Source organism: Bacillus sp. SD075, assembly GCF_017355165.1.
Taxonomy (GTDB): Bacteria; Bacillota; Bacilli; order Bacillales; family DSM-1321; genus Peribacillus.
In genome coordinates, this window is the sequence record NZ_JADILK010000012.1 from 42,701 (window position 1) to 65,142 (window position 22,442).

General features: G+C 42.4%; 26 protein-coding genes and 1 pseudogene. 15 read left to right on the plus strand and 12 right to left on the minus strand.

The features are described from left to right. Positions 1-26 precede the first annotated feature (26 nt). Positions 27-260, plus strand: coding sequence for a DUF378 domain-containing protein (locus IOC57_RS11170; protein ID WP_207438787.1), 234 nt, complete (start codon positions 27-29; stop codon positions 258-260). A gap of 138 nt (positions 261-398) precedes the next feature. Here IOC57_RS11170 and yugI read toward each other — a convergent pair whose 3' ends face one another. Continuing rightward, the gene (gene yugI, locus IOC57_RS11175) at positions 399-803 is read right to left on the minus strand and encodes a S1 domain-containing post-transcriptional regulator GSP13 (RefSeq protein ID WP_063234086.1); all 405 of its coding nucleotides are present in this window, start codon (positions 801-803) and stop codon (positions 399-401) included. 346 nt (positions 804-1,149) lie between these two features. On the opposite strand from yugI, the gene IOC57_RS11180 reads away from it, so the two are divergent. Continuing rightward, positions 1,150-2,493 carry a sodium-dependent transporter gene (locus tag IOC57_RS11180; protein WP_207438788.1) on the plus strand — a complete coding sequence of 448 codons (1,344 nt, stop codon included), beginning with the start codon at positions 1,150-1,152 and terminating at the stop codon, positions 2,491-2,493. A 140-nt stretch (positions 2,494-2,633) separates the two neighbouring features. Continuing rightward, on the plus strand, positions 2,634-2,987 hold the full coding sequence (locus tag IOC57_RS11185; RefSeq protein WP_207438789.1) for a helix-turn-helix domain-containing protein: 354 nt from the start codon (positions 2,634-2,636) through the stop codon (positions 2,985-2,987). A 160-nt stretch (positions 2,988-3,147) separates the two neighbouring features. Here the strand turns inward: IOC57_RS11185 and IOC57_RS11190 are convergent, their stop codons facing one another. Both IOC57_RS11190 and IOC57_RS11195 read right to left on the minus strand, forming a co-directional pair. Then, positions 3,148-4,317, minus strand: coding sequence for an aminotransferase (locus IOC57_RS11190; RefSeq protein WP_207438790.1), 1,170 nt, complete (start codon positions 4,315-4,317; stop codon positions 3,148-3,150). Further along, positions 4,314-4,814, minus strand: a complete 501-nt coding sequence (locus tag IOC57_RS11195) for an Lrp/AsnC family transcriptional regulator (protein WP_207438791.1) — start codon at positions 4,812-4,814, stop codon at positions 4,314-4,316. The genes IOC57_RS11190 and IOC57_RS11195 overlap by 4 nt, the downstream gene beginning before the upstream one ends. 304 nt (positions 4,815-5,118) lie before the next feature. Between IOC57_RS11195 and IOC57_RS11200 the strand changes: the two genes are divergently transcribed. Continuing rightward, complete coding sequence (locus tag IOC57_RS11200) at positions 5,119-5,961, plus strand: alpha/beta fold hydrolase (RefSeq protein WP_207438792.1); 843 nt, start codon at positions 5,119-5,121, stop codon at positions 5,959-5,961. A 36-nt stretch (positions 5,962-5,997) separates the two neighbouring features. On the opposite strand, the gene IOC57_RS11205 is transcribed toward IOC57_RS11200, so the two are convergent. After that, on the minus strand, positions 5,998-6,258 hold the full coding sequence (locus IOC57_RS11205) for a DUF1871 family protein (RefSeq protein WP_207438793.1): 261 nt from the start codon (positions 6,256-6,258) through the stop codon (positions 5,998-6,000). 92 nt (positions 6,259-6,350) lie between these two features. Here IOC57_RS11205 and IOC57_RS11210 point away from each other — a divergent pair, with 92 nt between their 5' ends. After that, on the plus strand, positions 6,351-7,535 hold the full coding sequence (locus tag IOC57_RS11210; RefSeq protein ID WP_309487695.1) for a MalY/PatB family protein: 1,185 nt from the start codon (positions 6,351-6,353) through the stop codon (positions 7,533-7,535). A 41-nt stretch (positions 7,536-7,576) separates the two neighbouring features. Here the strand turns inward: IOC57_RS11210 and IOC57_RS11215 are convergent, their stop codons facing one another. Beyond that, positions 7,577-8,332, minus strand: coding sequence for a TraR/DksA C4-type zinc finger protein (locus IOC57_RS11215; protein WP_207438795.1), 756 nt, complete (start codon positions 8,330-8,332; stop codon positions 7,577-7,579). Positions 8,333-8,472: 140 nt separating this feature from the next. Here IOC57_RS11215 and IOC57_RS11220 point away from each other — a divergent pair, with 140 nt between their 5' ends. Beyond that, positions 8,473-9,330, plus strand: coding sequence for a manganese catalase family protein (locus IOC57_RS11220; protein ID WP_207438796.1), 858 nt, complete (start codon positions 8,473-8,475; stop codon positions 9,328-9,330). Between the two features lie 40 nt (positions 9,331-9,370). Here the strand turns inward: IOC57_RS11220 and IOC57_RS11225 are convergent, their stop codons facing one another. From IOC57_RS11225 to IOC57_RS11240, 4 genes are all read right to left on the minus strand, one after another. Beyond that, positions 9,371-9,985, minus strand: a complete 615-nt coding sequence (locus tag IOC57_RS11225; protein ID WP_207438797.1) for a PH domain-containing protein — start codon at positions 9,983-9,985, stop codon at positions 9,371-9,373. A gap of 40 nt (positions 9,986-10,025) precedes the next feature. Then, positions 10,026-10,502, minus strand: a complete 477-nt coding sequence (locus tag IOC57_RS11230) for a GNAT family N-acetyltransferase (protein ID WP_207438863.1) — start codon at positions 10,500-10,502, stop codon at positions 10,026-10,028. A gap of 169 nt (positions 10,503-10,671) precedes the next feature. Beyond that, a complete protein-coding gene (locus tag IOC57_RS11235; RefSeq protein ID WP_207438798.1) occupies positions 10,672-10,896 on the minus strand; it encodes a hypothetical protein in 225 nt (74 codons plus the stop codon). Between the two features lie 135 nt (positions 10,897-11,031). Then, the gene (locus IOC57_RS11240; protein WP_207438799.1) at positions 11,032-11,622 is read right to left on the minus strand and encodes a peptidylprolyl isomerase; all 591 of its coding nucleotides are present in this window, start codon (positions 11,620-11,622) and stop codon (positions 11,032-11,034) included. Positions 11,623-11,800: 178 nt separating this feature from the next. Here IOC57_RS11240 and kapB point away from each other — a divergent pair, with 178 nt between their 5' ends. Continuing rightward, positions 11,801-12,187, plus strand: a complete 387-nt coding sequence (gene kapB / locus IOC57_RS11245; protein ID WP_207438800.1) for a kinase-associated lipoprotein KapB — start codon at positions 11,801-11,803, stop codon at positions 12,185-12,187. A 40-nt stretch (positions 12,188-12,227) separates the two neighbouring features. Here the strand turns inward: kapB and kapD are convergent, their stop codons facing one another. Continuing rightward, a complete protein-coding gene (kapD, locus tag IOC57_RS11250) occupies positions 12,228-12,851 on the minus strand; it encodes a 3'-5' exonuclease KapD (protein ID WP_207438801.1) in 624 nt (207 codons plus the stop codon). A 275-nt stretch (positions 12,852-13,126) separates the two neighbouring features. On the opposite strand from kapD, the gene IOC57_RS11255 reads away from it, so the two are divergent. Beyond that, complete coding sequence (locus tag IOC57_RS11255) at positions 13,127-14,986, plus strand: transglycosylase domain-containing protein (protein ID WP_207438802.1); 1,860 nt, start codon at positions 13,127-13,129, stop codon at positions 14,984-14,986. A 36-nt stretch (positions 14,987-15,022) separates the two neighbouring features. Here the strand turns inward: IOC57_RS11255 and IOC57_RS11260 are convergent, their stop codons facing one another. After that, positions 15,023-15,580: a DUF5366 family protein gene (locus IOC57_RS11260; protein ID WP_207438803.1), complete on the minus strand. Its 558-nt coding sequence runs from the start codon at positions 15,578-15,580 to the stop codon at positions 15,023-15,025. Between the two features lie 326 nt (positions 15,581-15,906). Here IOC57_RS11260 and IOC57_RS11265 point away from each other — a divergent pair, with 326 nt between their 5' ends. Genes IOC57_RS11265 through mnhG form a run of 7 tightly spaced genes read left to right on the plus strand, consistent with a single transcriptional unit; the run spans position 15,907 to position 21,635 of the window. Beyond that, a complete protein-coding gene (locus IOC57_RS11265; protein ID WP_207438804.1) occupies positions 15,907-18,312 on the plus strand; it encodes a Na+/H+ antiporter subunit A in 2,406 nt (801 codons plus the stop codon). Beyond that, positions 18,309-18,731 (plus strand): Na(+)/H(+) antiporter subunit B, encoded by a 423-nt coding sequence (locus IOC57_RS11270; RefSeq protein ID WP_034310256.1) that lies wholly within the window; start codon positions 18,309-18,311, stop codon positions 18,729-18,731. The genes IOC57_RS11265 and IOC57_RS11270 overlap by 4 nt, the downstream gene beginning before the upstream one ends. Beyond that, a complete protein-coding gene (locus IOC57_RS11275; protein WP_076368129.1) occupies positions 18,731-19,072 on the plus strand; it encodes a Na(+)/H(+) antiporter subunit C in 342 nt (113 codons plus the stop codon). The genes IOC57_RS11270 and IOC57_RS11275 overlap by 1 nt, the downstream gene beginning before the upstream one ends. After that, positions 19,065-20,546 (plus strand): Na+/H+ antiporter subunit D, encoded by a 1,482-nt coding sequence (locus tag IOC57_RS11280; RefSeq protein ID WP_207438805.1) that lies wholly within the window; start codon positions 19,065-19,067, stop codon positions 20,544-20,546. The genes IOC57_RS11275 and IOC57_RS11280 overlap by 8 nt, the downstream gene beginning before the upstream one ends. 6 nt (positions 20,547-20,552) lie before the next feature. Next, positions 20,553-21,029, plus strand: a complete 477-nt coding sequence (locus tag IOC57_RS11285; protein ID WP_207438806.1) for a Na+/H+ antiporter subunit E — start codon at positions 20,553-20,555, stop codon at positions 21,027-21,029. A gap of 11 nt (positions 21,030-21,040) precedes the next feature. After that, on the plus strand, positions 21,041-21,313 hold the full coding sequence (locus IOC57_RS11290; protein ID WP_370023645.1) for a Na(+)/H(+) antiporter subunit F1: 273 nt from the start codon (positions 21,041-21,043) through the stop codon (positions 21,311-21,313). Continuing rightward, entirely contained in the window at positions 21,297-21,635 is a 339-nt protein-coding gene (gene mnhG / locus IOC57_RS11295) for a monovalent cation/H(+) antiporter subunit G (RefSeq protein ID WP_207438807.1), read from the plus strand. Before IOC57_RS11290 ends, mnhG begins: the two co-directional genes overlap by 17 nt. Before the next feature lie 50 nt (positions 21,636-21,685). Here the strand turns inward: mnhG and IOC57_RS11300 are convergent. Continuing rightward, a pseudogene (locus IOC57_RS11300) lies at positions 21,686-22,403 on the minus strand (MOSC domain-containing protein). Positions 22,404-22,442: the final 39 nt, after the last annotated feature.

The window sequence follows — 22,442 nt, forward strand, 5'->3', positions numbered from 1 at the left end:
ATTTTTTCAAAAAAGGAGGCTGCAAAATGAGTGGAATACAAAGAATTGCACTTGTTCTTACAATAATTGGGGCAATCAACTGGGGTTTAATAGGTTTTTTCCAATTTGACTTGGTCGCTTCGATTTTCGGAGGGCAAGATGCTGGATTGGCCCGTATCGTTTACGGATTGGTGGGAATTGCCGGTCTCATTAATCTTGGTCTTCTCTTTAAACCAAGTCCTGAAATTTCCAGGGAGCCTGAAACCAAACCGACTCGTTGATAGCATGACCATGGACAGTGTTTATGTTCTATAAAATAAAGCCGGACCATGGATAGACACATGACCCGGCTTTATTTCATTCATATGCCCCAAAACAAAAAAAAACCGGCTGATCGAAGGATCTGCCGGTTTCCAAAATTATTTTTTGATTAAGTCTTCGCGTTGAGATTGTTCAATCCACTCTTGAAGTTTGTCTTTCAATGTGTTGAAACCTTCAGTAGATTCGATGTGAGATGTCGCTTTAACAGATGCTTGGCGTTTTTTCGGAGCTTTTTTCGGAGCTTCAGTACGCTCAGGAGCTTCTTCTGTAGCGCGGATCGATAAGCCGATTTTTCCAGCAGCTGAATCGATGGAAAGCACTTTAACTTTCACTTCATCGCCCACTTTTAAATGTTCGTTGATATCTTTAACGAAGCCGTGAGTAATTTCAGAAATATGAACTAAACCTTGAGTTGAATCATCTAGAGCAACAAATGCACCGTATGGTTGAATACCAGTTACTTTACCAGCAACTACCGCACCAATTTCGAATTTTTCAGACATGGTAACACTCCTATTTTATATATATTTTTTCGTCTTTTCACGCAATAAAAAATTATATCACATAATTGGAAAATAATCAAAGTTAAGTATACCATACTTTTTGGGATTTTACTCATTAAAAATGTTTGTTTTTTGGAAATAATAAATATTATAAGATCTTTATTTATAACTTATCCTAAAAACTTGCAAATAAACTCTATTTTCCTTAAGATGTTTACTCATTTTTCTAAAGATTGTAATATTAAAACACTATCCAATCCCTCATAATCATAGTAAGATGAAAAAATGTTTTAACAAAAGTTATTTACAGCTAGATATTCTTTACATCCAAAGGAGTTTTACCATCATGTCAAAACAAGAACAATGGACTTCAAAACTTGGGTTCATCCTGGCAGCCGCGGGATCCGCTATTGGATTGGGGGCCATCTGGAAGCTCCCATATATGACTGGGGAAAATGGCGGAGGGGCCTTTTTCCTGCTCTTCATTTTATTCACCCTGCTTATCGGTGCACCGATATTAATAGCGGAATTCACGATAGGCCGCAATGCACAGAAAGATGCCATTAGCGCATATAAACATATCGCCCCGGGAAAGCCTTGGGCATTGATTGGATATGGCGGTGTCGTCGCATCAATCATTCTGCTTTCCTTCTTCAGTGTTGTCGGAGGATGGATTATCTCTTATTTAGCAAGAAGCTTTACAGGGTCTCTTTCAAACTTGACTCAAGAAGAATATGGGAACTTCTTCAATACGATAATCAGTAATCCTTTTGAAACGGTTATCGCTCAGTTATTATTCATGGTCTTTACCATTTGGGTCGTGCAAGGCGGCGTTTCCAAGGGAATTGAAAAGGCGAATAAATATATGATGCCTTCCTTGTTCATTCTATTTATCATTCTTCTTATCCGTTCCTTGACTCTGGATGGAGCAATCGAGGGTGTTGAATTCTTCCTGAAGCCAGACTTTTCGGCATTAACCGGGGAAACGATCCTATTGGCATTGGGCCAATCCTTCTTTGCGCTTAGTGTCGGTGTTTCCGTGATGGTAACCTATGCATCCTATTTAAGTAAAAAAGAAGATATTACAAAATCGGCCTTTTCGGTAGTTGGACTGAATATCTTCATCTCCTTGCTGGCAGGTTTGGTCATCTTCCCCGCTGTTTTCGCACTAGGTTTCAGCCCATCAAGCGGACCTGGACTAGTATTTGTCGTGTTGCCTGCCGTCTTCAATGAAATGGCGCTTGGCGGGATTTTCATGTTCATTTTCTTCATATTATTATTATTTGCCACCCTTACGACGGCATTCTCCATTCTCGAAATCGTCGTTGCAGCCATGATCAAGGGGGATGCTGCAAAGCGGAAGAAGGCTTCTTGGATAGCTGGTATCGCCGTTTTCCTGATTGGGATTCCAAGTGCATTATCCTTTGGGGTGCTTTCGGATGTGAAGATTTTCAATTTATCCATATTTGATTTCGCCGATTATCTGACAAGCAATATCGCGCTGCCAGTCGGCGCCTTGTTCATATCGCTTTTCATCGGCTATCAAATGAAAAGGATCGAGGTACAAAAGGAGTTCGAATCTAGCGCTGATTCCGGCCGTTCACTTTTTAAACTTTGGTACTTCCTGATTCGCTACATCGTGCCGATCATGATCATACTCGTCTTCCTTAAGTCAACTAATCTTATTTAACATTCATCATGCCGTTTCGATATTTCTCGATGCGGCATTTTTTTCACAAAACATACATATTCCGTTACTTTCCTTAAGTAATAATATGGTAAAATACTTACATAAAGAAAATATATTTCCTGAAAAAGGAGTGTCTGACTATGTCAAATATCGCGAATAATATCCGGCAATACCGAGAAGATCACAACCTCACTCAACAGGAATTGGCATTGAAATTACGAATCGGCACGAAGAAAATTGAAAAGTATGAATCGGGTGAATCGGTTCCTGATACACAAACCATTTTACGGCTTTCCACCGTTCTTGACATTCCAGCTTCAGAATTCCTGAAGGATGCCCAGACCGGGAACGCTGCTGGTATCGACGAAGACATAAAAAAACTGATTGAAGAAATCGGAACCAAGAAAGCGGAGCTCGTTTTAAGAACAGCTAAGGACTTTAGCGAAGAACAGATTCTGAATGTTATGCATACTTTATATAATACACAAGCTTAATTTAAAAAATGGATCGTAGTATGTGTATTTTTTTCAAAATACTGGATATACTATGATTAACACTTTCTATGTTAATCCATTAGATTAACTCTTTTTTCTAATTCCCCCTATGGAAAGGGACCCGGCTGCTTAAAACAGCTGGATCCCTATTTTTTTGCTTTTATTGGCAATGATTCTTCATGAAACGTTCCATCCTTCTAAGCGCTTCTTGAAGCTGTTCCATGGAGGATGCATAGGAACAGCGGATATGACCTTCACCGCTTTCCCCGAACACATCACCCGGTACAACGGCTACAAGTTCTTCCGTCAGAAGTTTTTCAGCAAATTCCATTGAAGTCATCCCTGTTTTCTCGATTGAAGGAAAAGCATAAAAAGCTCCTCCAGGATTATGGCAATCAAGTCCTATCTCATTAAATGATTTCACGATATAATTTCGCCTTCTCCGATAACTCCGACGCATTTCTTCCACATCCTGCATACCGTGCTTTAAAGCCTCCAATGCAGCATGCTGCGCAACGGTCGGCGCACACATCATCGCATATTGATGAAGCTTAAGCATCGCTTCGGAAATTCCCTTAGGTGCACAAACGAACCCAAGGCGCCATCCAGTCATCGCAAACCCTTTCGAAAACCCATTGATGACAATTGTCCGCTCAAGCATGCCATCAATGGCAGCAAAAGAGGTGAATTTCTCATCATAAGCAAGTTCTGCATAGATTTCATCGGAAATCACCAGCAAGTCATGCTTTTTAACGATGTCAGCAAGCATCATTAATTCTTCATGCCCGAGCTGTGTTCCCGTCGGGTTATTCGGTGAACAGATTAATACGGCCTTCGTTTTAGGCGTGATCGCCGCTTCAAGCTGTTGGGGAGTTAACTTAAAGTCATCCTCCTTAGATGTTTGGACCGTGACCGGTATTCCCCCCGCCATGGTCACAAGCGGTGCATAGGCGACGAAACAAGGTTCGACGACAATGACCTCTTCACCTGGGTTCAAGATGGTCCTCAGGGCAATATCGAGGGCCTGGCTCGCTCCGACCGTGACAATGATTTGATCCTCTGGCCTATACGAAACATGGAACTGCTTCTCCATATACCCGCTGATTTCCGACCTCAATTCATATAAGCCGGCATTGGCCGTATAAGAGGTATATCCTTCCTCCAAGGAGTTGATCGCCGCTTCCCTTACTGCCCAAGATGTAACGAAATCCGGTTCACCCACACCAAGAGAGACGACCCCTTCCAAATTGGCTGCCAAGTCGAAAAAGCGGCGGATGCCTGATGGTTTAAGCTCTGCAATCGTTTTTGAAACATAACTCGTTTTAATCATGGTGACACCACTATCCGCTTATCTTCTTCAGTTTGATCAAAAATGGTGCCATCATGCTTGTATTTTTTCATAATGAAGTGAGTCGTCGTAGAAATGACGGAATCCAGTGTCGAAAGCTTTTCCGAAACAAAGCTTGCCACTTCGTTCATCGAACGTCCTTCGACAATGACTGAAAGATCATAAGCCCCGGACATTAAATAAACGGACTCGACTTCTTTGAATTTGTAAATCCTTTTTGCGACCTCATCGAAACCGACGCCGCGTTTTGGAGTGACTTTGACATCGATCATCGCTGTGACACCATGATACTCATCCACTTTTGCCCAGTTAATGACTGTTAAGTAACGTACAATAACCCGCATATCTTCTAATTTCTTCAATGTTATTTCAATGTCCGACTCTGTTTGATCGGTCATTTTAGCTAAATCCTTCAGATCAATCCGGCTGTTATTTTCAATGATTCTCAAGACTTCCAATTCCTCTTCATTCAAGTGCATTGGAAAACCCTCCTTTTGGAATTCACTAATTTAGATGTGATGGTTTGGCTGGCAGATAGTCCCACGAATTACCTTATTAGACTTTTTTAAAACCCTATATGACAATATAATTTAATAAGTCCTATTCTGTCAGGATAAACTTACACTATTATATCAAAATTGATTGGTGACCTGTTATAGTAATTGTGTTTTTTCATCGTTATTATCACAATTACTGTTATGCAACAGTATTAAAGGACCTTTTTTGGAATATTCAGGGTAAATTGGGTTTTTATCATTGACCAATAACGGAGGAGGAACTTTTATGGAAAATCATACGATCAAAGGTGTCGAACGGGTGGGTAATATGGAAATCTATTATGAATATGACCGAATCGATGATTCCCTCCCCACCCTTGTCCTGCTTCATGGATTTTTGTCATCGAGTTTCAGTTTCCGTAAATTAGTGCCCTATTTAATCAAGGAGTTCAATGTAATCTCAGTAGACCTTCCCCCATTCGGGCAAAGCGGAAAAGATTATCGATATACATATTCATTCCGGAACATCGCTAAATCAGTCGTTATGTTCTTAGAAGGAAAAGGCATCAGGAGATTCAGTACCATCGGTCATTCCATGGGCGGGCAGATTTCCCTGCAGCTCATCAAATCATATCCTGAACTTGTCGACCATGCCATTCTTCTTGCCGGTTCAGGCTATCAGCCCGGCTATTCGGAAAAAATGAAGTTGGTCAGTTACCTGCCTTTCTTTTCATTCGGGATAAAGCGGTATCTACAAAAATCAGGTATCGAAAAGAACTTGAAAAATGTCGTCCACAACCCGGCCATGATTGACGATGAAATGCGGCAGGGATATCTAGGACCATTCATAAAGAAGCATGATATTTTCCGGGCATTGGGGAGGATGCTCCGGGATAAGGAGGTCGATTTGTTGAAGGAGGACCTTAGTGATATTCATACGCCATGCCTGCTTATTTGGGGAAGGCATGACCGCGTGGTGCCATTGAACATTGGCCAAAGGCTCCATGAAGACCTGCCTAATTCCAAGCTTGTTGTCATTGAGGATTCCGGACACCTTCTTCCCGAGGAGAAACCGGCAGATGTGTATCAATTAATCAAGGGGTTTATTGGGGTAGCCACCCCAACGTAAAAAAGGCGCCCCTGATGGGTACACCCTTTTTCACCTTTAGATCGAACAGCTTGCATCATTTTTAATGATGAGCAGCTTTTGTGCAACTTCCAGGCACTTTTCCATCTGAACGGATTCATCGAACGCGAACTCGTAAATGGATTTTATTTTTTCAGCCAGTTCCGTTGGGTCATCTATATCCCGGATTGCTACGACCGTATCGGCAATTTCGGGTTCATATAGATCCCATCCTATCTGGAATGGGTCCCATTCTTGCAAAACGGCAACCAACGCTAAATTCATTTGCTGTGTATCCATTAATCATCACCTGCTCAATATTTTCAAAGAACATGATTTCATAGTATCATAACAACAGGCTTTACGCGAAGACGACAAATTTTTATTCGGCGGTGGATATTTTGAACAAGTCAATATTTGAAGAACAAATAAACAGGGAAAATTCAGGTTCTGCAAAATGGAACAAAAACGCGCTCACATCATTGTATGGTCGCGAAGATGTTCTGCCAATGTGGGTTGCCGATATGGACTTCCCATCTCCTGAGGGCATTCAAAAGGCATTGATGGAACGCTTGAGCCATCCAATTTTTGGGTATACCATCCCCTCTGAAACGGTTTTCACCGAAATTCAAAGCTGGCTTAGGGACCGGCACTCCTGGCAAATCGATAAAGAGTGGATCTCATTCAGCTCCGGCGTCGTTTCCGCTATCGGTACAACGATCCAAGCATTCACGAACCCGGGTGATAAAATATTGTTACAATCTCCAGTCTATACCCCATTTTTTGATATGATCAAAAATAATGACCGGGAAGTGGTCAATAGTCCCCTTATCATGGAAAAGGACCGCTTCGAGATTGATTTCACCGATTTTGAGGACAAGCTGAAAAGCGGAGTGAAACTATTCCTTTTTTGCAGTCCGCATAATCCTGGCGGACGGGTTTGGACAGAGGGCGAACTCTTACGAATCGGTGAGCTATGTGAAAAATATGGTGTAGTCATCGTCAGCGATGAGATACACGCTGACTTATTCCATACAACATCAAGGCATTATCCGATCGGCTCGCTTTCAAAAAATTTAGCGGACATTACTGTTACATTGATGGCGCCAAGCAAAACATTCAATATTGCCGGCCTTCAGGCCTCATTCCTGATCGCCAGTAATGAAAAATTGCAGAAGCAATTACAAAAGGCGCAAACGAAACTGGCCTTCCATGGTCTTAATATCTTTGCCTTAACAGCAATGGAAGCTGCGTATCGAGAGGGCTTGGAATGGCTTGAAGATATGATTGGCTACATTGAGGAGAATATAAAAGTGGCAGAGGAATTCATTGCTGCTGAAATTCCGTCGCTGCATGCCATGCATCCGGAAGCTTCTTATCTTTTGTGGATTGACTGCCGTGATCTTGGATTATCCGACAAGGAAATTAAGGATCGACTGATCCACCAAGGGAAGCTCGCATTGGAGCCTGGTTCAAAGTATGGACCAGGCGGAGAAGGTTTCGTCCGGATGAACCTCGGTTGTCCACGCAGCGTCCTGATGGAAGGTCTAAACCGTTTAAAATTGGCGTTTTCATAAACAGAAAGAAGAACCAGGATTATAATCCCGGTTCTTCTTTCTTAAACTTTCTCATCATCGACATATGGATCATGCTCATATCGAGGCAAATCCCCAAACGAGGTTTGAATATTTTCTTCAAAAAGCTCTTCCTTCAATTCTTCATATTGGGAGTTCGGATAAACCGTTATCTCTTTACCGTATATATCCACACCAACGAAATTTTCATAATCTTCGACATATCCGATATTTTCTTCGGACTCGACATACATATCTTCGTAATCGTTTGGCGGGTTTACAAAATCGGAAGGTGATTCAGATGTTCCATAACTGGCAACATCCTGCCAAGAATCCTCCGCATCGTATGCAACTGATTCGTGCCGTTCATCATAATCAAACTTTCCAAATGGAGGTCCCAGCACTTCCTCCTCCACCGGGCGATTGTCCGAAGTTTCCTGTGATGGGGTATGCTCGACACAAAAAGTCGTGGTAGGGACGGCTTTCAAACGTTCGAGAGGTATTTCCCTTGAACAAACCTCGCAATTTCCATACTCACCAGCTTCGATGGCTGAAAGCGCTCGTTCAATATCCCTTATTTCATCCCGATCATGCTCGGAAAGGGCTAGATCCTTTTCCCGTTCATATAACTCGGTTCCTTCATCTCCGGGATGGTTATCGTAACTCGATAACTCACCAGTCGAATCCTCCAAGCTTCTTCTTAAATCGTGGTTGCCTGAATCATTTAATCGCTCTTCCAACTCTTGCTTCGTTTGCTGCAATTGCTGTTGAAATTCTTTTAGCTGCTGATTGGATAGCATGTGCAACATCCTTTCAAAATCGTTCTTCCCTAGTATTTCTCTCATCCCGTCATTCCATAAAGGTACTTTTTACCTTAGGAATAAATTAATACAGATAACAGAAGCTAACTTAGAAATATCATTTAAGGAGGGTATTCCATTTGTATTTTTATAAAGAGGACTTAATCAATATGATCGTTCCCGATAAGCCTGATCCGAGTGCAGCAAAAGTACTTCAGGAAGCTCTTGGAGGGCAATTCGGTGAAATGAGGACGATGATGCAGTATTCTTTCCAAAGCGCCAACTTCCGCGGCAAGGCTAAACAATATCGTGATTTAATCCGTGGAGTTTTCTTGGAGGAACTTAGCCATATTGAACTTGTCCAATCAACCATCAACCAACTGCTGAATGGTGCTGGCGGAAATATGCCTGGAGATTCCGCCATCGATGGTGCCCCATTGGATGAAGTCATCAAAGGCGGCGCAAACCCCCATCACTTCATAATCGGTGCGAAAGCATCCCTGCCCGTCGATGCTGGCGGGAATCCATGGAATGGATCATGGGTTTATGATCACGGTAACCTTGTGGCGAACCTTTTGAACAATGTCATGCTTGAATCTACGGGAGTCCTGCAAAAGTCCAGGATTTATGAAATGAGTTCCAATAAATCAATGCGCGAAACATTGGCATTTTTAATGGTTCGCGACAATGCCCATCAGAATGCATTTGCCAAGGCATTGGAAACACTTGGGGTTGACTGGGGGAAAATCTTCCCTGTACCTAATTATGATTTGAACAAATATCCTGAATGCCGCAAGTATGTGGATTTAGGCTACCATAATGCCCAATTCAATTTCAGGTTGGATCAAACGCAGATCGGTGAAATTTTCCAAGGGGAGACACCGAGCCGAAATGGTGGAAACCTCGCTGTTACCGATCCGCCAAAAGGATTCCCTGTCCCTGAAATGCCGGATATGCCAAATGAACATAGCCCTGGCTTGAGTGATTTAAACAATTAAAAAAGAAGGCGGACACATCATTCTGTGTCCGCCCCCTTTTTTAATTATTGATATATTTCTCAAAAACATAGCCAAAATCTTTAACATGGTACTTTTTCCGGCTGTCCATCAACCATTCGAAAGCTGCCGAATTAATTTCCTTGAAACTTGCAGCCATTTGGCTTCCGTCAGTGCGAACCTGGTTCAAAGTGGAAGAAGCAAGGTTTACACTTTGCTGGGCATATTGAAGGGCATACTCATTCTCATGGCAAATTTCCGATATTTTCACGAGTGATTTGAACAAGTCCTTTAATTCTTCAATGAATTTCTTATGGACATCGATGGAGAAAGTCTTTGCACCGATCGAAAATTTAATTTCCGCATCCAAATCCACAGTCCCCGCAGTTTCAAGCGTGGCGTTGGAAATAGTATACTGGCTGTAGCTATATCTTGTAAGTGTACGCTTTTTACTTATCGCACTTGTGCCGTCCAAATGTATGAATGCTTGATTCGTGAAACAGTATTCATCGGTTTTCGATTTAATCAGGAAATAAATTTTTTCCCCATCCTCGTGCATGATATAGTCATCTGCATCCACCTTGTCATAATCGGCAGGACTAATCACACTTCCAATATCGCTAAGACCAAGGGCATCAGCCGCAATTTTCTTGAACATCCCTATTCCCCCTATCAAAATCCAGGTGAATTACACCTTATTATAAGTATTTCTCCAAAATTATCTCGTCTCGGATTGGAATTCCATCAAAACTGTAAAATGGTATTTCAGGCTTGATTTTCCGAGATTCTTCGACGGCGTTTTTAACGATTTCCGAAATGGCATACCCACGCTTTTGAAAAAATTTCATTGCTTGTAAATTATCGTTCGTTGTAATCGCTTTAATAGTATGGCAACTTTTTTCCTTAGCGATATTTTCCATTACATAAAGCAATGATGAGCCCACCCCTTGATTCTCATGCACACTATTCAAAGAGATGATCTGACATACATGGTCGGATATTTTGTATGTTCCCAGGCCCGTGATTTTTTCATTCTCGTCCATCACCCCAAAACCCTCAAGTTCCGCATAATGAAACAAGCCTCTTGAAAAAACGACTTGAGTCGTCTCCCAGTGCTGAATGAAAAACTCCTTAACCGTATCTGCCGCAATCATTCTTTTCGCTACAATTTGCATAACCAATTACGCCCCCAAAGTTTCTATCTCTATGCTTATAGTATAAAATGCTTATGCTGATAAGGGAACATTTTATTCTTTACGACCTTCTAACAAAACATAATACCATTCATATTCAGATAATCAATATCAAAAAAACGGGGCTCGCGATTCAAGGTATCTTCCAAGATCAAGAAATAGTATCATCCTTTATGCGCTGGTTCCTTTTGGTGACCTCATCTTCGAATTGCTTGGTTTTCATTTCTTCCTTCTTTGAATATCTTATAATTGCCCTCATCGTAAAAACAGCTGCCACTAAAAAAATGAAGCACGTTATACCTGCCGAGATATATTCAGTCTTGTCTTCTGGAAAGTAAAGAAACAAACCCAGTAAAGCATGATTGATAAAGTCCATCCGGTACATCCTTCCTGAAAGGGAATTAAACTGCATTATCCCATTATATCAATTGCCAGAACAATCCACTAGTGGGGCTAATCGACTAAAACCTAAAAAAAACGAGAGGCACTGAGCCCCTCGCTTCACTTTTATTTATAGGATGGTGATTCCTTTAATGACCACGTCCACTGCAGGTTTGTCTCCCGCAACTGTCTCTACGTTAGCAATCGTATCGACAACGTCCATGCCATCGACTACTTGTCCGAAAACAGAGTGTTTATGATCCAGCCATGGTGTGCCACCCTGTTCCATATAAGCACTGATGATTTCTTCCGGATAACCGGCTTGCTTCATTTGCTCACCCATCCTGCTGTCCACATGCTGGGCTTGTACGACGAAGAATTGGCTCCCGTTTGTTCCCGGGCCTGCATTTGCCATGGAAAGAGCTCCGCGCAAATTGAATAATTGCATGGAGAACTCATCCTCAAATGGAGTTCCCCAGATACTTTCTCCACCCATTCCAGTCCCTGTCGGATCTCCTCCTTGAAGCATGAAATCCTTGATGACACGGTGGAAGATGATTCCTTCGTAGTAACCGTTTTCAGCATGTGTCAAGAAATTTTCCACTGTCTTTGGAGCCAGTTCAGGGAATAGTTTAATTTTAATATCGCCCATCGTCGTTTGCATGATGACCGCTTTTTCATTTTCCAAAACTTCACTTGTTAATTGTGGAAAGTTTGTCATTGTACATAACCTCTTTCTTTTTAAAATAAAATGGCATGAAACACCATTTTTCATCTTCATTTGTACACTTTACACGATTTTCTAAAAAAAAGCATCTTTACGAAATTGAACAAATTCGCTGTGAAAAATCGATGTTCTTATGTATCATGAAGGAAGTGAAAAGAAAGGTGGTAGGGAAATGTCAGAACAGGATTTTAAAATCGGCGATAAGGTTACCGCCATATATAAAACTGGAAAATACATCGGGGAAGTCACCGATATCAGACCTGCTGCATATCTTGTTAAAGTGTTGGCTGTCTTGAAGCATCCCATGCAGGGAGATCTCCATAACCCGAGGCAAACGGAAGTATCCATGTTCCATCAGCGGCGTGCTCTTGCATTCCGTGAGCAAACCAATGTACCCAAGAATATGGTAAGGACATTTGATGAGGAGATTCCTGAGTATACGGAATCCTTAAGGGAAGCTGTTGAGAAGATGAAGGGCACTTTAAGCGAAGTCCAAACAGAGTGGAATGACAAAAGTTTACAGTTGCTTGAAGATCTAGCGGCCGATTATTTCAAATAAAGCATGATAAAAGCCAAATCAGTAGTATATGATTTGGCTTTTATAACGCTAAATGATTCAATACCTTTGATAAATCAATGCGATCGCCAATTGTCGTCGGTTCATGATTTTTCATATAACTTTTATCTTTCTCTACTAGCTTAAAGATATTATATGTCGTAATCGCATCATCCAGTGCCCTGTGATGCTTGCCTGTCCCTTCTTTGCCATAGGCCTGTACAGCTTTCCAAAGACCGGTCTGATTTTGATCCCCAAAAAAGCGTTTATACTCCAGACAAAGATCACTTTGTTTCCCGGAAAAAGGGAAATCCAATCCTGCTTTTTGACAGTTCTGGCGAAGCACCTTCATGTCCATATTCCCCCAGGTAACAATCGTCGTGGGGTGCTGCTCATCTATTTTCTTCAATAAAGTAACCAGTTCTTCTAATGAAATCCCCCGGTCTACCTGATCCTGGGTAATATTCAAGAACTTCTTGCATCTCCCCGTTAAAACTTGAAATTTCGATGGGTTAACAAAAGATGAGAATTGTTCCTGAATGGTCTCATTAATGACGGTGACTAAACCAACCTCAATGATTTCCGGATAAAACCCTACTGGGTTGGCTTTTCCTTCCGGCATCGTAAATTCAAAATCAATGAATACATATTGCTGTTGTTCCTCCATTTTTATGACCCCCTTCATATTCCTGACATCGACATATAAACAAAAAATGGCTTTTTCTCACGAGAATATTATAACAGAAGATTTAGAAAGTTTTCTTTTAGGATCGTGACGCACCATTCGGATACGGCTTCTACCGTGATACCTAATTTACCCAAAACTCTTTATTGTCTACCTAATTTGGATTATGATGGATGGACGAATGAACCGAAAGTACCATTTTTTCCTCCCTTCATTCCAAGGGCATACTAAAAATATATTAGTTAGGAAGTTGAACTATGCGCACGTATCTTGGTTATATCACGATTTTCCTCTTAGTTCCCATATTGATCCTTTTCATTTTCCTTTCCTATCAGGAATGGTCCTTAGCGCAATCTCCCTATCATGTACTCGACGAGCGAATTCCCATTGAATCGATAGAACTGGCTCAGAATAGTTACATGAAGGCCGCAAATGGAAAGGTCATCAGTGAAATTTCCACAGGTGAGAAACGATCTTACCTAAAACTTGAAGACATCCCCCTTTTCCTGGAAAATCTGTTCATCGTTACTGAAGATCAGAAATTTTATGATCATGCAGGCGTTGACCTATCCGGCATAAGCAGGGCGCTTCTTATCAATTCACAAAATAATAACATAGAACAAGGCGGCAGTACCATAACCCAGCAGCTGGCCAGGAATGTTTATCTTTCACATGATAGGACGTATAACCGAAAACTCAGTGAACTCATTTACGCCTATCAGATAGAGCGAAAAAAATCAAAACCGGAAATTATGGAGCTGTATTTGAATGCCATATATTTCAGTAATGGTGCTTATGGAATCGAAACTGCTTCCCACTATTACTTCAGTAAACCGACTGGAGAGTTATCCAAGGCTGAACTTGCCTTCCTGGCCGCAATCCCCAATAATCCGGAAAACTATAATCCTCTTAAACATTTCGATGCGACGAAAAAGAGGCAGGAGAGATTACTGAAACAAATGGTGGCCGAAGGTAATTTAGAACAGACCGAGTACGAAAAGCTTATCGAAAGTACGATTAAATTAGACTTGTCCACCCCAGTCGACTTATATCCCGATTACGTGACGTATGTTCATCAGGAATTGAAAAACTTGGTGGCATCCTCCGAGGGTCTCGACAAATCTCTGCAAAGCACTGATGTCGCTATACGTAAGCAGGCGGAAGCTGAGCTGGATAAAAAGGTCGAAAAGCTTTTGAATTCCGGTGTAACCATCCATACCGCACTCGATACCAAGCTGCAAACACAGTCAAAGACTGCTGTACAATCAAAGATCGGTGTAAATGATATCGAGGGAGCTTTAGTGGTTATACAGCATCATACGCACGAGCTTGTCTCTTTGATTGGGGGAAAAGATTATAAAAAAAATTCTTTCAACCGGGCATATCAAAGTTATAGGCAGCCAGGGTCGGCCATTAAGCCACTTCTCGATTATGCTCCCTATTTAGAAGAAACGGATGCAGACCTCAATCAGCTCGTAAGCGGAGCAAGCTATTGCAGCAATAGCTATTGTCCAAAGAATTATAGCGGCGACAGCTACGGGATGGTCACACTAAGAACTGCCTTCGCCCAGTCCTATAACACACCCGCCATAAGACTTTTTGAAAAAACGGGGGTGGAAACAAGTTTCAAGTACCTGGATGCTTTCAACTTTAAAAAGGTGAGCAAGAAAGACCACCATACAAGTTCTGCCATAGGCGGATTCGAATATGGCATGAGCCCCCTTGAACTGACAAATGCCTATACTTCCTTCAATGACGGAAACTATCAGCCAGCTCGCGCCATTATTAAAGTCACCGATCAAGAAGGTAAAGTCCTTTATAAATGGAAAGACTCCTCCAAGGAGATTTGGAACAAAGGCACCGTAGCCAAGATGCGGCAGCTGCTCCATGAAACAACCCTTTCCGGGACAGCCCGCAAAGCTTACTTTCCTACAGATTATGTCGGCGGTAAAACCGGAACGACCAATGATGTGAAAGACATGTGGTTTGTCGGTCTAACAGCCAACTATACAACGGGGGTTTGGATCGGCAGGGACAAACCATCTAATCTACAATCCATTTATTCACATACACCGCATCTATTGATTTGGAAAGATATCAGCCAGACTGCCGAGTGAAAAAAAGAAGGTGCCATCATCGGCACCTTCTTTTTGCTATATGGGAAGACTCGCAATAACGCTGTTATAAAGCTTCAATCCTGCAAAAGCGACTATTGAAATCAGTGCTGTCCAAACGAAGATTGGAAAGAAAACCAATCCCACTAGCCTTGATAAATTCAGGCTCGGGCTTAACTTATTGACAAAATAAATTAAAGCGACAATATTCGTTGCGATAAAGATGAACCCTAGCCCGATGATGAATTGAACACTAAACAGCGAAAAGGCACCGCCAATCACGTATATGACAGCTCCCTTTCTTACACTGTTCAGGGCTTTACCCTCCGAATCCTTGGAAAAGAATAATAAAGACAGCTCCAATACCGTATCGGAAATCAGCTTCAATGCGGCAAAAACCATGAAGAATAATAAGAGCAATACGATCAGCAGCGCCAGCTTAATGCCAGCTTCAGAAAAAAACTCCAGCATCCCTTGGTAGATTCCCAAATTTCCAAATAACTTGAGCATTTGCATTTCCCCATAAATGGCAAAGGAAAGGCTGAATAATAGTATTGAAATAATTGGTAAATAGCTAAATAAATATGCGTTTTTCATGCTTTCTCCATCCATGCGTCTTTTTCCCTATATTATGCAAGATAATCCACCATTTCACAATGGATACTCTATTAATTCACCCTTGAAAAACTTTTTTAATAAATTTTTCAGGTCGGTTCCCCCTCCTTTTCTACCTATATATAAAACATCAATTAAGTTGGCCTTCACTGTTTTTAAAGCCATGCAAACCCACTTAAATTGCGTTATACTTTTAAGCGAGACAAGTATTCGATAAAAAAATACATATTCAACGAAGATTTCCTAACGTCTAGGATTGTGTAAAAAAAGCATAATAAGATGACTTCGTATTAAAAAGGGGGGAGTTTATGTCTTTACTTCATTGGGCGGTATTATCACCGTTTCTATTAGCACTCATTGTACCAATATTATACAAACTATTTCGACAAATACATACAGGATGGTTTGTATTGATTTTACCGATTCTCCTTTTCACCTATTTTTCAAGGTTCATTTCCCTGACCAAACAAGGGGATATCATTACGGAAAGGGCAACATGGATTCCTTCTCTCGGAATTCATGTTGATTTCTATGTAGATGGACTAGGGCTTTTGTTCGCCTTGCTCATTACAGGTATAGGCTCACTCGTCGTTCTGTATTCAATTTTCTATTTATCGAAGGAGAAAGAAAGGCTGAACCAATTTTACGTCTTCCTTTTGCTTTTCATGGGAGCGATGCTTGGTGTCGTCCTTTCCGATAATCTAATTGTCCTTTATTCGTTTTGGGAATTCACGAGTTTATCATCATTTCTATTGATAGGATATTGGAATGAAAGGGAGCGTTCACGTTATGGAGCGCAGAAATCCCTGCTGATCACTGTGCTTGGCGGTTTAAGCATGCTTGGGGGCATCATTCTCCTTTCCATTATGGGGAACACATTCAGCATACGTGAATTGATTGCCCAAAGCGGGGACCTCATGGAGCACTCACTCTTCATTCCTGCACTTTTGCTTGTGCTGCTTGGCGCGTTCACTAAATCCGCACAGTTTCCATTCCATATCTGGCTTCCTGATGCGATGGAAGCCCCGACACCGGTCAGTGCATACCTTCATTCAGCCACAATGGTCAAGGCCGGAATTTATTTGGTTGCCCGATTAAGCCCTGTTTTTGCGGAATCGGGATTATGGTTCTGGCTCGTTTCGATCGCCGGATTGATCACCCTGTTCTGGGGCTCATTCTCTGCAATCAAGCAGACTGATTTAAAGGGGATCCTTGCTTTTTCCACCATCAGTCAGCTCGGATTGATCATGTCGCTATTGGGGCTTGGTGCAGCGGCACTCCACTATGAAACTTTTGGGGAAAATATATACTTGGCAGCCACGGTTGCAGCTGTATTCCACTTGATTAATCATGCGACCTTCAAAGGCAGCCTTTTCATGGTTGCAGGCATCATTGATCATGAAACCGGTACGCGTGATATCAGAAAGCTTGGCGGATTGATGCAATTGATGCCGATCACTTTCTCCGTCGCTGTCATAGGTGCTTTTTCAATGGCCGGACTTCCTCCCTTCAATGGTTTTTTGAGCAAGGAAATGTTCTTGGCCAGCATGGTGAATGTATTGGAATTGAATATCTTCAATATGGAGACATGGGGGGTTTTGTTCCCTGTGGTGGCATGGGCTGCCAGTGTATTCACTTTTATATATAGCATGATCGTCGTCCTCAAGCCCTTTACAGGTAAACTTCAGTTACAACTGTTGGAAAAGAAGCCTCACGAGGCACCGATCGGGATGCTTCTATCCCCGATCATCCTTGCTTCGTTGGTCATCGTTTTCGGTATTTTTCCAAACCTGCTTTCTTCGTCGCTCATTAAACCTGCGGTGGCCGGCATACAGCCAAACTTGGTGGGTCCGGATTTCCAAGTCCATATCGCCTTCTGGCATGGATTCAATACTGAAATATGGATGACCGTCGGAATCATAGTCTTTGGGATTATTTTATACAAAACGCTTCCGAAGTGGCAGAAAATCACTCAGTGGATTCCTGTACGCCTATCCCTGAATGCTTTGTATGATAACGGGGTAAAAGGGCTCGAACGCTCAGCTTCCTCCGTCATGAAATTATTAATGACAGGTTCGATTCGGACGTATCTGCTTTCAATCTTCCTTTTCTTCATTCTTTCCTTGGGCTTTACGCTCTATTGGAAGGATGCTTTTAAATTGGATACAGTGAATTTTGCACCGATTGGTTTATATGAATTGGTATTGGCTGCGATCATCGTGATTGGCTCAATTGCCATTCTGTTTGCAAGATCACGTCTCACTTCCATTATCATCTTGGGAGCCGTCGGATATACGATTTCCTTATTTTTCGTTTTACTGCGGGCACCGGATTTAGCCCTGACTCAACTAGTCATCGAAACGATTTCGGTAGCTCTGTTCTTGCTCTGTTTCTTCCACCTTCCATTAATGGCAAGCAGAAAGGAAGAACGAATGAAATTCAAGTTGAATAATGCCCTGATATCGATTGGTGTGGGAGTGATCGTGACATTGATTGCCTTATCGGCACATAGCAATAAGCTATTTGATTCCATATCCAATTACTATCTTGAAAATGCTTATAAGGAAGCTGGCGGGAAAAACGTCGTAAACGTCATTCTCGTTGACTTCCGCGGACTTGATACGATGTTTGAAATCAGTGTCCTTTCCATCGCTGCGCTCGGAATATTCGCGATGATTAAATTGCGTTTGACAGGGGGGAAAGATAAATCATGAAGCAAAATGACCTGATTCTCCAAACGGTTACGAAAGTCGCCGCCTTTGTAATCTTGCTGTTTGCGGTAGCCATCTTTTTAGGGGGGCATTATTCACCAGGAGGCGGGTTTGTCGGGGGGTTAATGACTTCAGCCGCCATAGTCCTGCTGTTGCTCGCTTTCGACATTAAAACCGTCACCGGCATCTTGCCGATTGACTATAAGCTAATGATCGGTTCAGGCTTGTTCATATCAAGCCTGACCGTAGCCGGTGGGCTGGTGTTCGGGGTGCCCCTCATGACACATGTTTATCAGTATGTTGATTTACCGCTTCTTGGGCACATATCGCTTCATACCGCGGTACTTTTTGATCTGGGTGTTTATCTTGTGGTTGTTGGTGTAACGATGACCATTATTCAAACGATAGGGGAGAGTGAATAATGGAACTTTTAATGGCCATTGTCATTGGAATACTATTTATGTGTGCGACCTATTTAATGCTTTCCAAAAGCATTTTAAGAATCATAATCGGTACTGGGCTGCTCAGTCACGGCGCCCACCTTTTGATTTTGACGATGGGCGGCTTGAAAGGCGGTTCCGTTCCATTGCTAAGTGATGAAGCTGCATCCTATGTCGATCCGCTTCCGCAAGCGCTTATCTTAACGGCAATCGTCATCAGTTTCGGGGTCACATCATTTCTGCTGGTGCTTGCTTATCGGACCTACCAGGAACTCGGCACGGATGACATGGAAGAAATGAGAGGTACAGAAGCGAATGAATAATCTTACTTTCATGCCTGTTTTATGGCCGCTTTTAACAGGCATCCTTCTCATTTTCTCTGCAAAAAAAATCACGCTGCAAAGAGGGATATCCCTTTGTTCCTCTCTTATCGGAATTGCGATTGCCCTTTATCTAGTGATCACGGTCCATACTCAAGGGATCTTGACTTTAGGTGTCGGCAGCTGGGATGCGCCATTCGGGATTGTTATCGTCGCAGATATGCTTTCTTCGCTGCTGGTACTGACTACGAATATCATTGGATCGGCTATCCTGCTTTACTCGTTTTACTCCATAGGGGAGGAACGTGAAAGACATTATTATTATCCTATATTTCAATTTTTGCTGATTGGTGTAAACGGTGCCTTCCTTACAGGGGATCTTTTCAATCTATTCGTCTTCTTCGAAGTCATGCTGATGGCTTCCTACGTGCTGCTTGTATTGGGAGGGACGAAAATCCAACTGAGGGAATCATTGAAGTATATCATCGTCAATGTGCTTTCCTCTTCCTTTTTCGTCATCATGGTGGCGTATCTTTATTCCATTCTAGGAACATTGAACATGGCGGACATCAGCCAGAGGATTACGGAAGTCGGCCAGCCTGGAATCATCTCCGTGATAGCGATTGGCTTTCTGATCGTATTCGGTTTGAAGGGTGCCATTTTCCCGCTCTTCCAATGGCTGCCTGGGTCCTATTATGCTCCCCCCATTCCAGTGATGGCTCTATTCGGGGCATTGCTGACAAAGGTCGGGATATATTCCATTTTCAGGACCTATACACTCATGTTTTATCATGACCAGGATTTCACCCATACTTTCCTTGCGATACTAGCAATCTTGACCATCATCATCGGTGTCATTGGTGCGATAGCTTATTGGGATGTTAAAAAAATCATCATATACAATATCATCATCGCCGTCGGGGTCATCCTATTCGGAATCTCCGTCATGAATGAACAGGCTTTATCGGGCTCCATTCTATATATCATTCATGACATGCTGATCAAGGCCGCCCTCTTCCTGCTGGTTGGCATCATGATCAAAATCAGCGGATCGGATGATTTGCGGGAAATGGGCGGCTTGATCAAGCAATATCCGGCCGTTGCATGGACCTTTTTCATTGCTGCCATTTCATTGGCCGGAATTCCGCCGTTCAGCGGTTTTGCCGGCAAGCTCCTGATTCTTCAGGGAGCTGCAGAAAAAGGGGCCTACTTTGGAATGGCCGTTGTCTTGCTTTCAAGCTTGATGGTCCTTTATTCCGTCATGAAAATATTCATGAATGGCTTTTGGGGAACTCCAAAAGCTGATTATGCCTTAACCAATGAAACGGTTAATAAAATGCTGGTTCCTGCCGTCCTCCTTGTCATCGTTTCCGTTTTATTCGGAGTAGGAACAGAATCGATTTATCCATTCATTACACAAGCTGTAGATTCATTAATGAATCCTGAAATCTATAACAAAGCGGTTTTAAAGGAGTAGTGCCTGATGTCATTCCAAATTTTACTAAATGTGTTCCTTGCGTTTATCTGGATGTTTTTGAAAAATGAGTTTAACGGGAGCACTTTTATCATCGGATATTTATTGGGGCTCGGCATCATGTTCCTCTTCCGTCATTTTTTCAACGATCGTTTTTACTTGAAAAGGGTGAATGCCGTCATTCTATTGCTGCTCATATTTGCAAGGGAACTCATACTTTCCAACATTAGCGTCCTTAAGGCCGTGCTTAAACCGAGTCTGGATATGAGACCTGGCATATTCGCATTTGAAACCGTGCTGACTAAGGATTGGGAAATTACGATACTATCGAATTTAATTACACTGACACCAGGGACACTGGTCGTTGAAGTTTCGGAAGATAATCGGATTCTTTATATCCATGCGATGGATATTGCCGACAAAGATGAGGCCGTGGACAGCATTAAAAATTCATTTGAAAAGGCGATTATGGAGGTGAGCAAATAATGTTCGATCTAATGCTTAAAATCGCGTTGCTCGGTGTTTCGCTTTCCATGATTGGATTCTTATACCGATTAATCAAAGGGCCTTCCGTACCGGATCGGGTCATCGCACTCGATGCAATGGGAATCAATCTTATCGCAATCGTTGCACTTGCCTCCATTGTCATGGATACAAGCGCATATCTGGAAGCCATTCTTCTGCTCGGAATCCTATCATTCATCGGAACGGTCGCTTTCGCCAAATTCCTTGAGAAAGGGGAGATAATCGAAGATGACCGCAATCGTTGAAATCCTATCCGCCCTATTCCTATTAATGGGGGTCTTTCTCTTTTTAGTCTCGGCTTTTGGCATCATCCGGCTGCCCGACGTCTATACAAGAAATCACGCTGCCTCAAAAAGCTCGACACTTGGGATCATGTTCATCTTAATCGGCACCTTGTTATATTTTTATTATGAACATGGCCATTTCGATTTCCGGGTCGTGCTCGCGATCATCTTTATCTTCATGACCAGCCCTGTAGCCGGCCATTTAATCATTCGCTCGGCTTATCATACTGGCGTAAAAATGTGGGATCGGAGTGTCCAGGATGATTTAAAGAAAACCCGGTGATCCCCCATGCAAAAGAGCTGCCCTGATTACAGGTGCAGCTCTTTTCTGTCTCAATCCTTTAAAAATACCTGGTCGCCCACTCTGATTTCACCCGTCTGCAAGACAGAGGCATATACGCCAAAATGATTTTTCCTTTCCTTGACGACAGTTTTCAGGAGTGATGGATCTCTCTGGGAATCGCTTGGATCGACAGTTATGATCATACAACGCTCACAATGCCTTTTGATCTCCAATTCCACTTCATTTCCGATTAAAACCCTTTTTCCGAACCACTGCTCTTCTAAAAAGGGCGTTTTGTTCACTAAGGATAGCACCAAGTTTGGCCTGAATCTCCTGCCATCCAGTTCTTTTCCCCAAAGCTTTGTCAATTCGCCAATAGAGGCATCACTGACAAGCAGGATGTTTTCTTCTTCAATCGCACCTAAAGGAATATGTGCAGGGTGATACAACGGGTGTTGCCTCCTGTTTTAACAATCGTTCCATTTCCTCCCGAAAGGCTTCCCCTCCCCATGTCAGCACCTTTCCTGAAGGGGTCTTCACTTTGATTTCAGGATATTGATCAAGGGTTTCCTCACCAGAAAAAGCAGCTTGATAACGGACCATTTCCGGAACTTGGGTTATCGTCAGGAACTTCCCATTTTTGTCTTTAAAGGCATGGCTGCGATCTCCATATAGTCCATAGCCCATCACCTTCGTTTCCTGTACCTGTTCCCCAGTGAATGATTTTACAGGATGACGGGTGATTTCTTGTATATGACCCACCAGCATAAAACACCTCTTTTCAACAATAGTCTACTGCCATATTAT

What these genes read in the sequence shown, in the direction of transcription:
- IOC57_RS11170 (WP_207438787.1), top strand. Translation starts at nt 27, where the DNA reads ATGAGTGGAATACAAAGAATTGCACTTGTTCTTACAATAATTGGGGCA.
- yugI (WP_063234086.1), bottom strand. Translation starts at nt 803, where the DNA reads ATGTCTGAAAAATTCGAAATTGGTGCGGTAGTTGCTGGTAAAGTAACT.
- IOC57_RS11180 (WP_207438788.1), top strand. Translation starts at nt 1,150, where the DNA reads ATGTCAAAACAAGAACAATGGACTTCAAAACTTGGGTTCATCCTGGCA.
- IOC57_RS11185 (WP_207438789.1), top strand. Translation starts at nt 2,634, where the DNA reads ATGTCAAATATCGCGAATAATATCCGGCAATACCGAGAAGATCACAAC.
- IOC57_RS11190 (WP_207438790.1), bottom strand. Translation starts at nt 4,317, where the DNA reads ATGATTAAAACGAGTTATGTTTCAAAAACGATTGCAGAGCTTAAACCA.
- IOC57_RS11195 (WP_207438791.1), bottom strand. Translation starts at nt 4,814, where the DNA reads ATGCACTTGAATGAAGAGGAATTGGAAGTCTTGAGAATCATTGAAAAT.
- IOC57_RS11200 (WP_207438792.1), top strand. Translation starts at nt 5,119, where the DNA reads ATGGAAAATCATACGATCAAAGGTGTCGAACGGGTGGGTAATATGGAA.
- IOC57_RS11205 (WP_207438793.1), bottom strand. Translation starts at nt 6,258, where the DNA reads ATGGATACACAGCAAATGAATTTAGCGTTGGTTGCCGTTTTGCAAGAA.
- IOC57_RS11215 (WP_207438795.1), bottom strand. Translation starts at nt 8,332, where the DNA reads ATGCTATCCAATCAGCAGCTAAAAGAATTTCAACAGCAATTGCAGCAA.
- IOC57_RS11225 (WP_207438797.1), bottom strand. Translation starts at nt 9,985, where the DNA reads ATGTTCAAGAAAATTGCGGCTGATGCCCTTGGTCTTAGCGATATTGGA.
- IOC57_RS11230 (WP_207438863.1), bottom strand. Translation starts at nt 10,502, where the DNA reads ATGCAAATTGTAGCGAAAAGAATGATTGCGGCAGATACGGTTAAGGAG.
- IOC57_RS11235 (WP_207438798.1), bottom strand. Translation starts at nt 10,896, where the DNA reads ATGGACTTTATCAATCATGCTTTACTGGGTTTGTTTCTTTACTTTCCA.
- IOC57_RS11240 (WP_207438799.1), bottom strand. Translation starts at nt 11,622, where the DNA reads ATGACAAACTTTCCACAATTAACAAGTGAAGTTTTGGAAAATGAAAAA.
- kapB (WP_207438800.1), top strand. Translation starts at nt 11,801, where the DNA reads ATGTCAGAACAGGATTTTAAAATCGGCGATAAGGTTACCGCCATATAT.
- kapD (WP_207438801.1), bottom strand. Translation starts at nt 12,851, where the DNA reads ATGGAGGAACAACAGCAATATGTATTCATTGATTTTGAATTTACGATG.
- IOC57_RS11255 (WP_207438802.1), top strand. Translation starts at nt 13,127, where the DNA reads ATGCGCACGTATCTTGGTTATATCACGATTTTCCTCTTAGTTCCCATA.
- IOC57_RS11260 (WP_207438803.1), bottom strand. Translation starts at nt 15,580, where the DNA reads ATGAAAAACGCATATTTATTTAGCTATTTACCAATTATTTCAATACTA.
- IOC57_RS11265 (WP_207438804.1), top strand. Translation starts at nt 15,907, where the DNA reads ATGTCTTTACTTCATTGGGCGGTATTATCACCGTTTCTATTAGCACTC.
- IOC57_RS11270 (WP_034310256.1), top strand. Translation starts at nt 18,309, where the DNA reads ATGAAGCAAAATGACCTGATTCTCCAAACGGTTACGAAAGTCGCCGCC.
- IOC57_RS11275 (WP_076368129.1), top strand. Translation starts at nt 18,731, where the DNA reads ATGGAACTTTTAATGGCCATTGTCATTGGAATACTATTTATGTGTGCG.
- IOC57_RS11280 (WP_207438805.1), top strand. Translation starts at nt 19,065, where the DNA reads ATGAATAATCTTACTTTCATGCCTGTTTTATGGCCGCTTTTAACAGGC.
- IOC57_RS11285 (WP_207438806.1), top strand. Translation starts at nt 20,553, where the DNA reads ATGTCATTCCAAATTTTACTAAATGTGTTCCTTGCGTTTATCTGGATG.
- IOC57_RS11290 (WP_370023645.1), top strand. Translation starts at nt 21,041, where the DNA reads ATGCTTAAAATCGCGTTGCTCGGTGTTTCGCTTTCCATGATTGGATTC.
- mnhG (WP_207438807.1), top strand. Translation starts at nt 21,297, where the DNA reads ATGACCGCAATCGTTGAAATCCTATCCGCCCTATTCCTATTAATGGGG.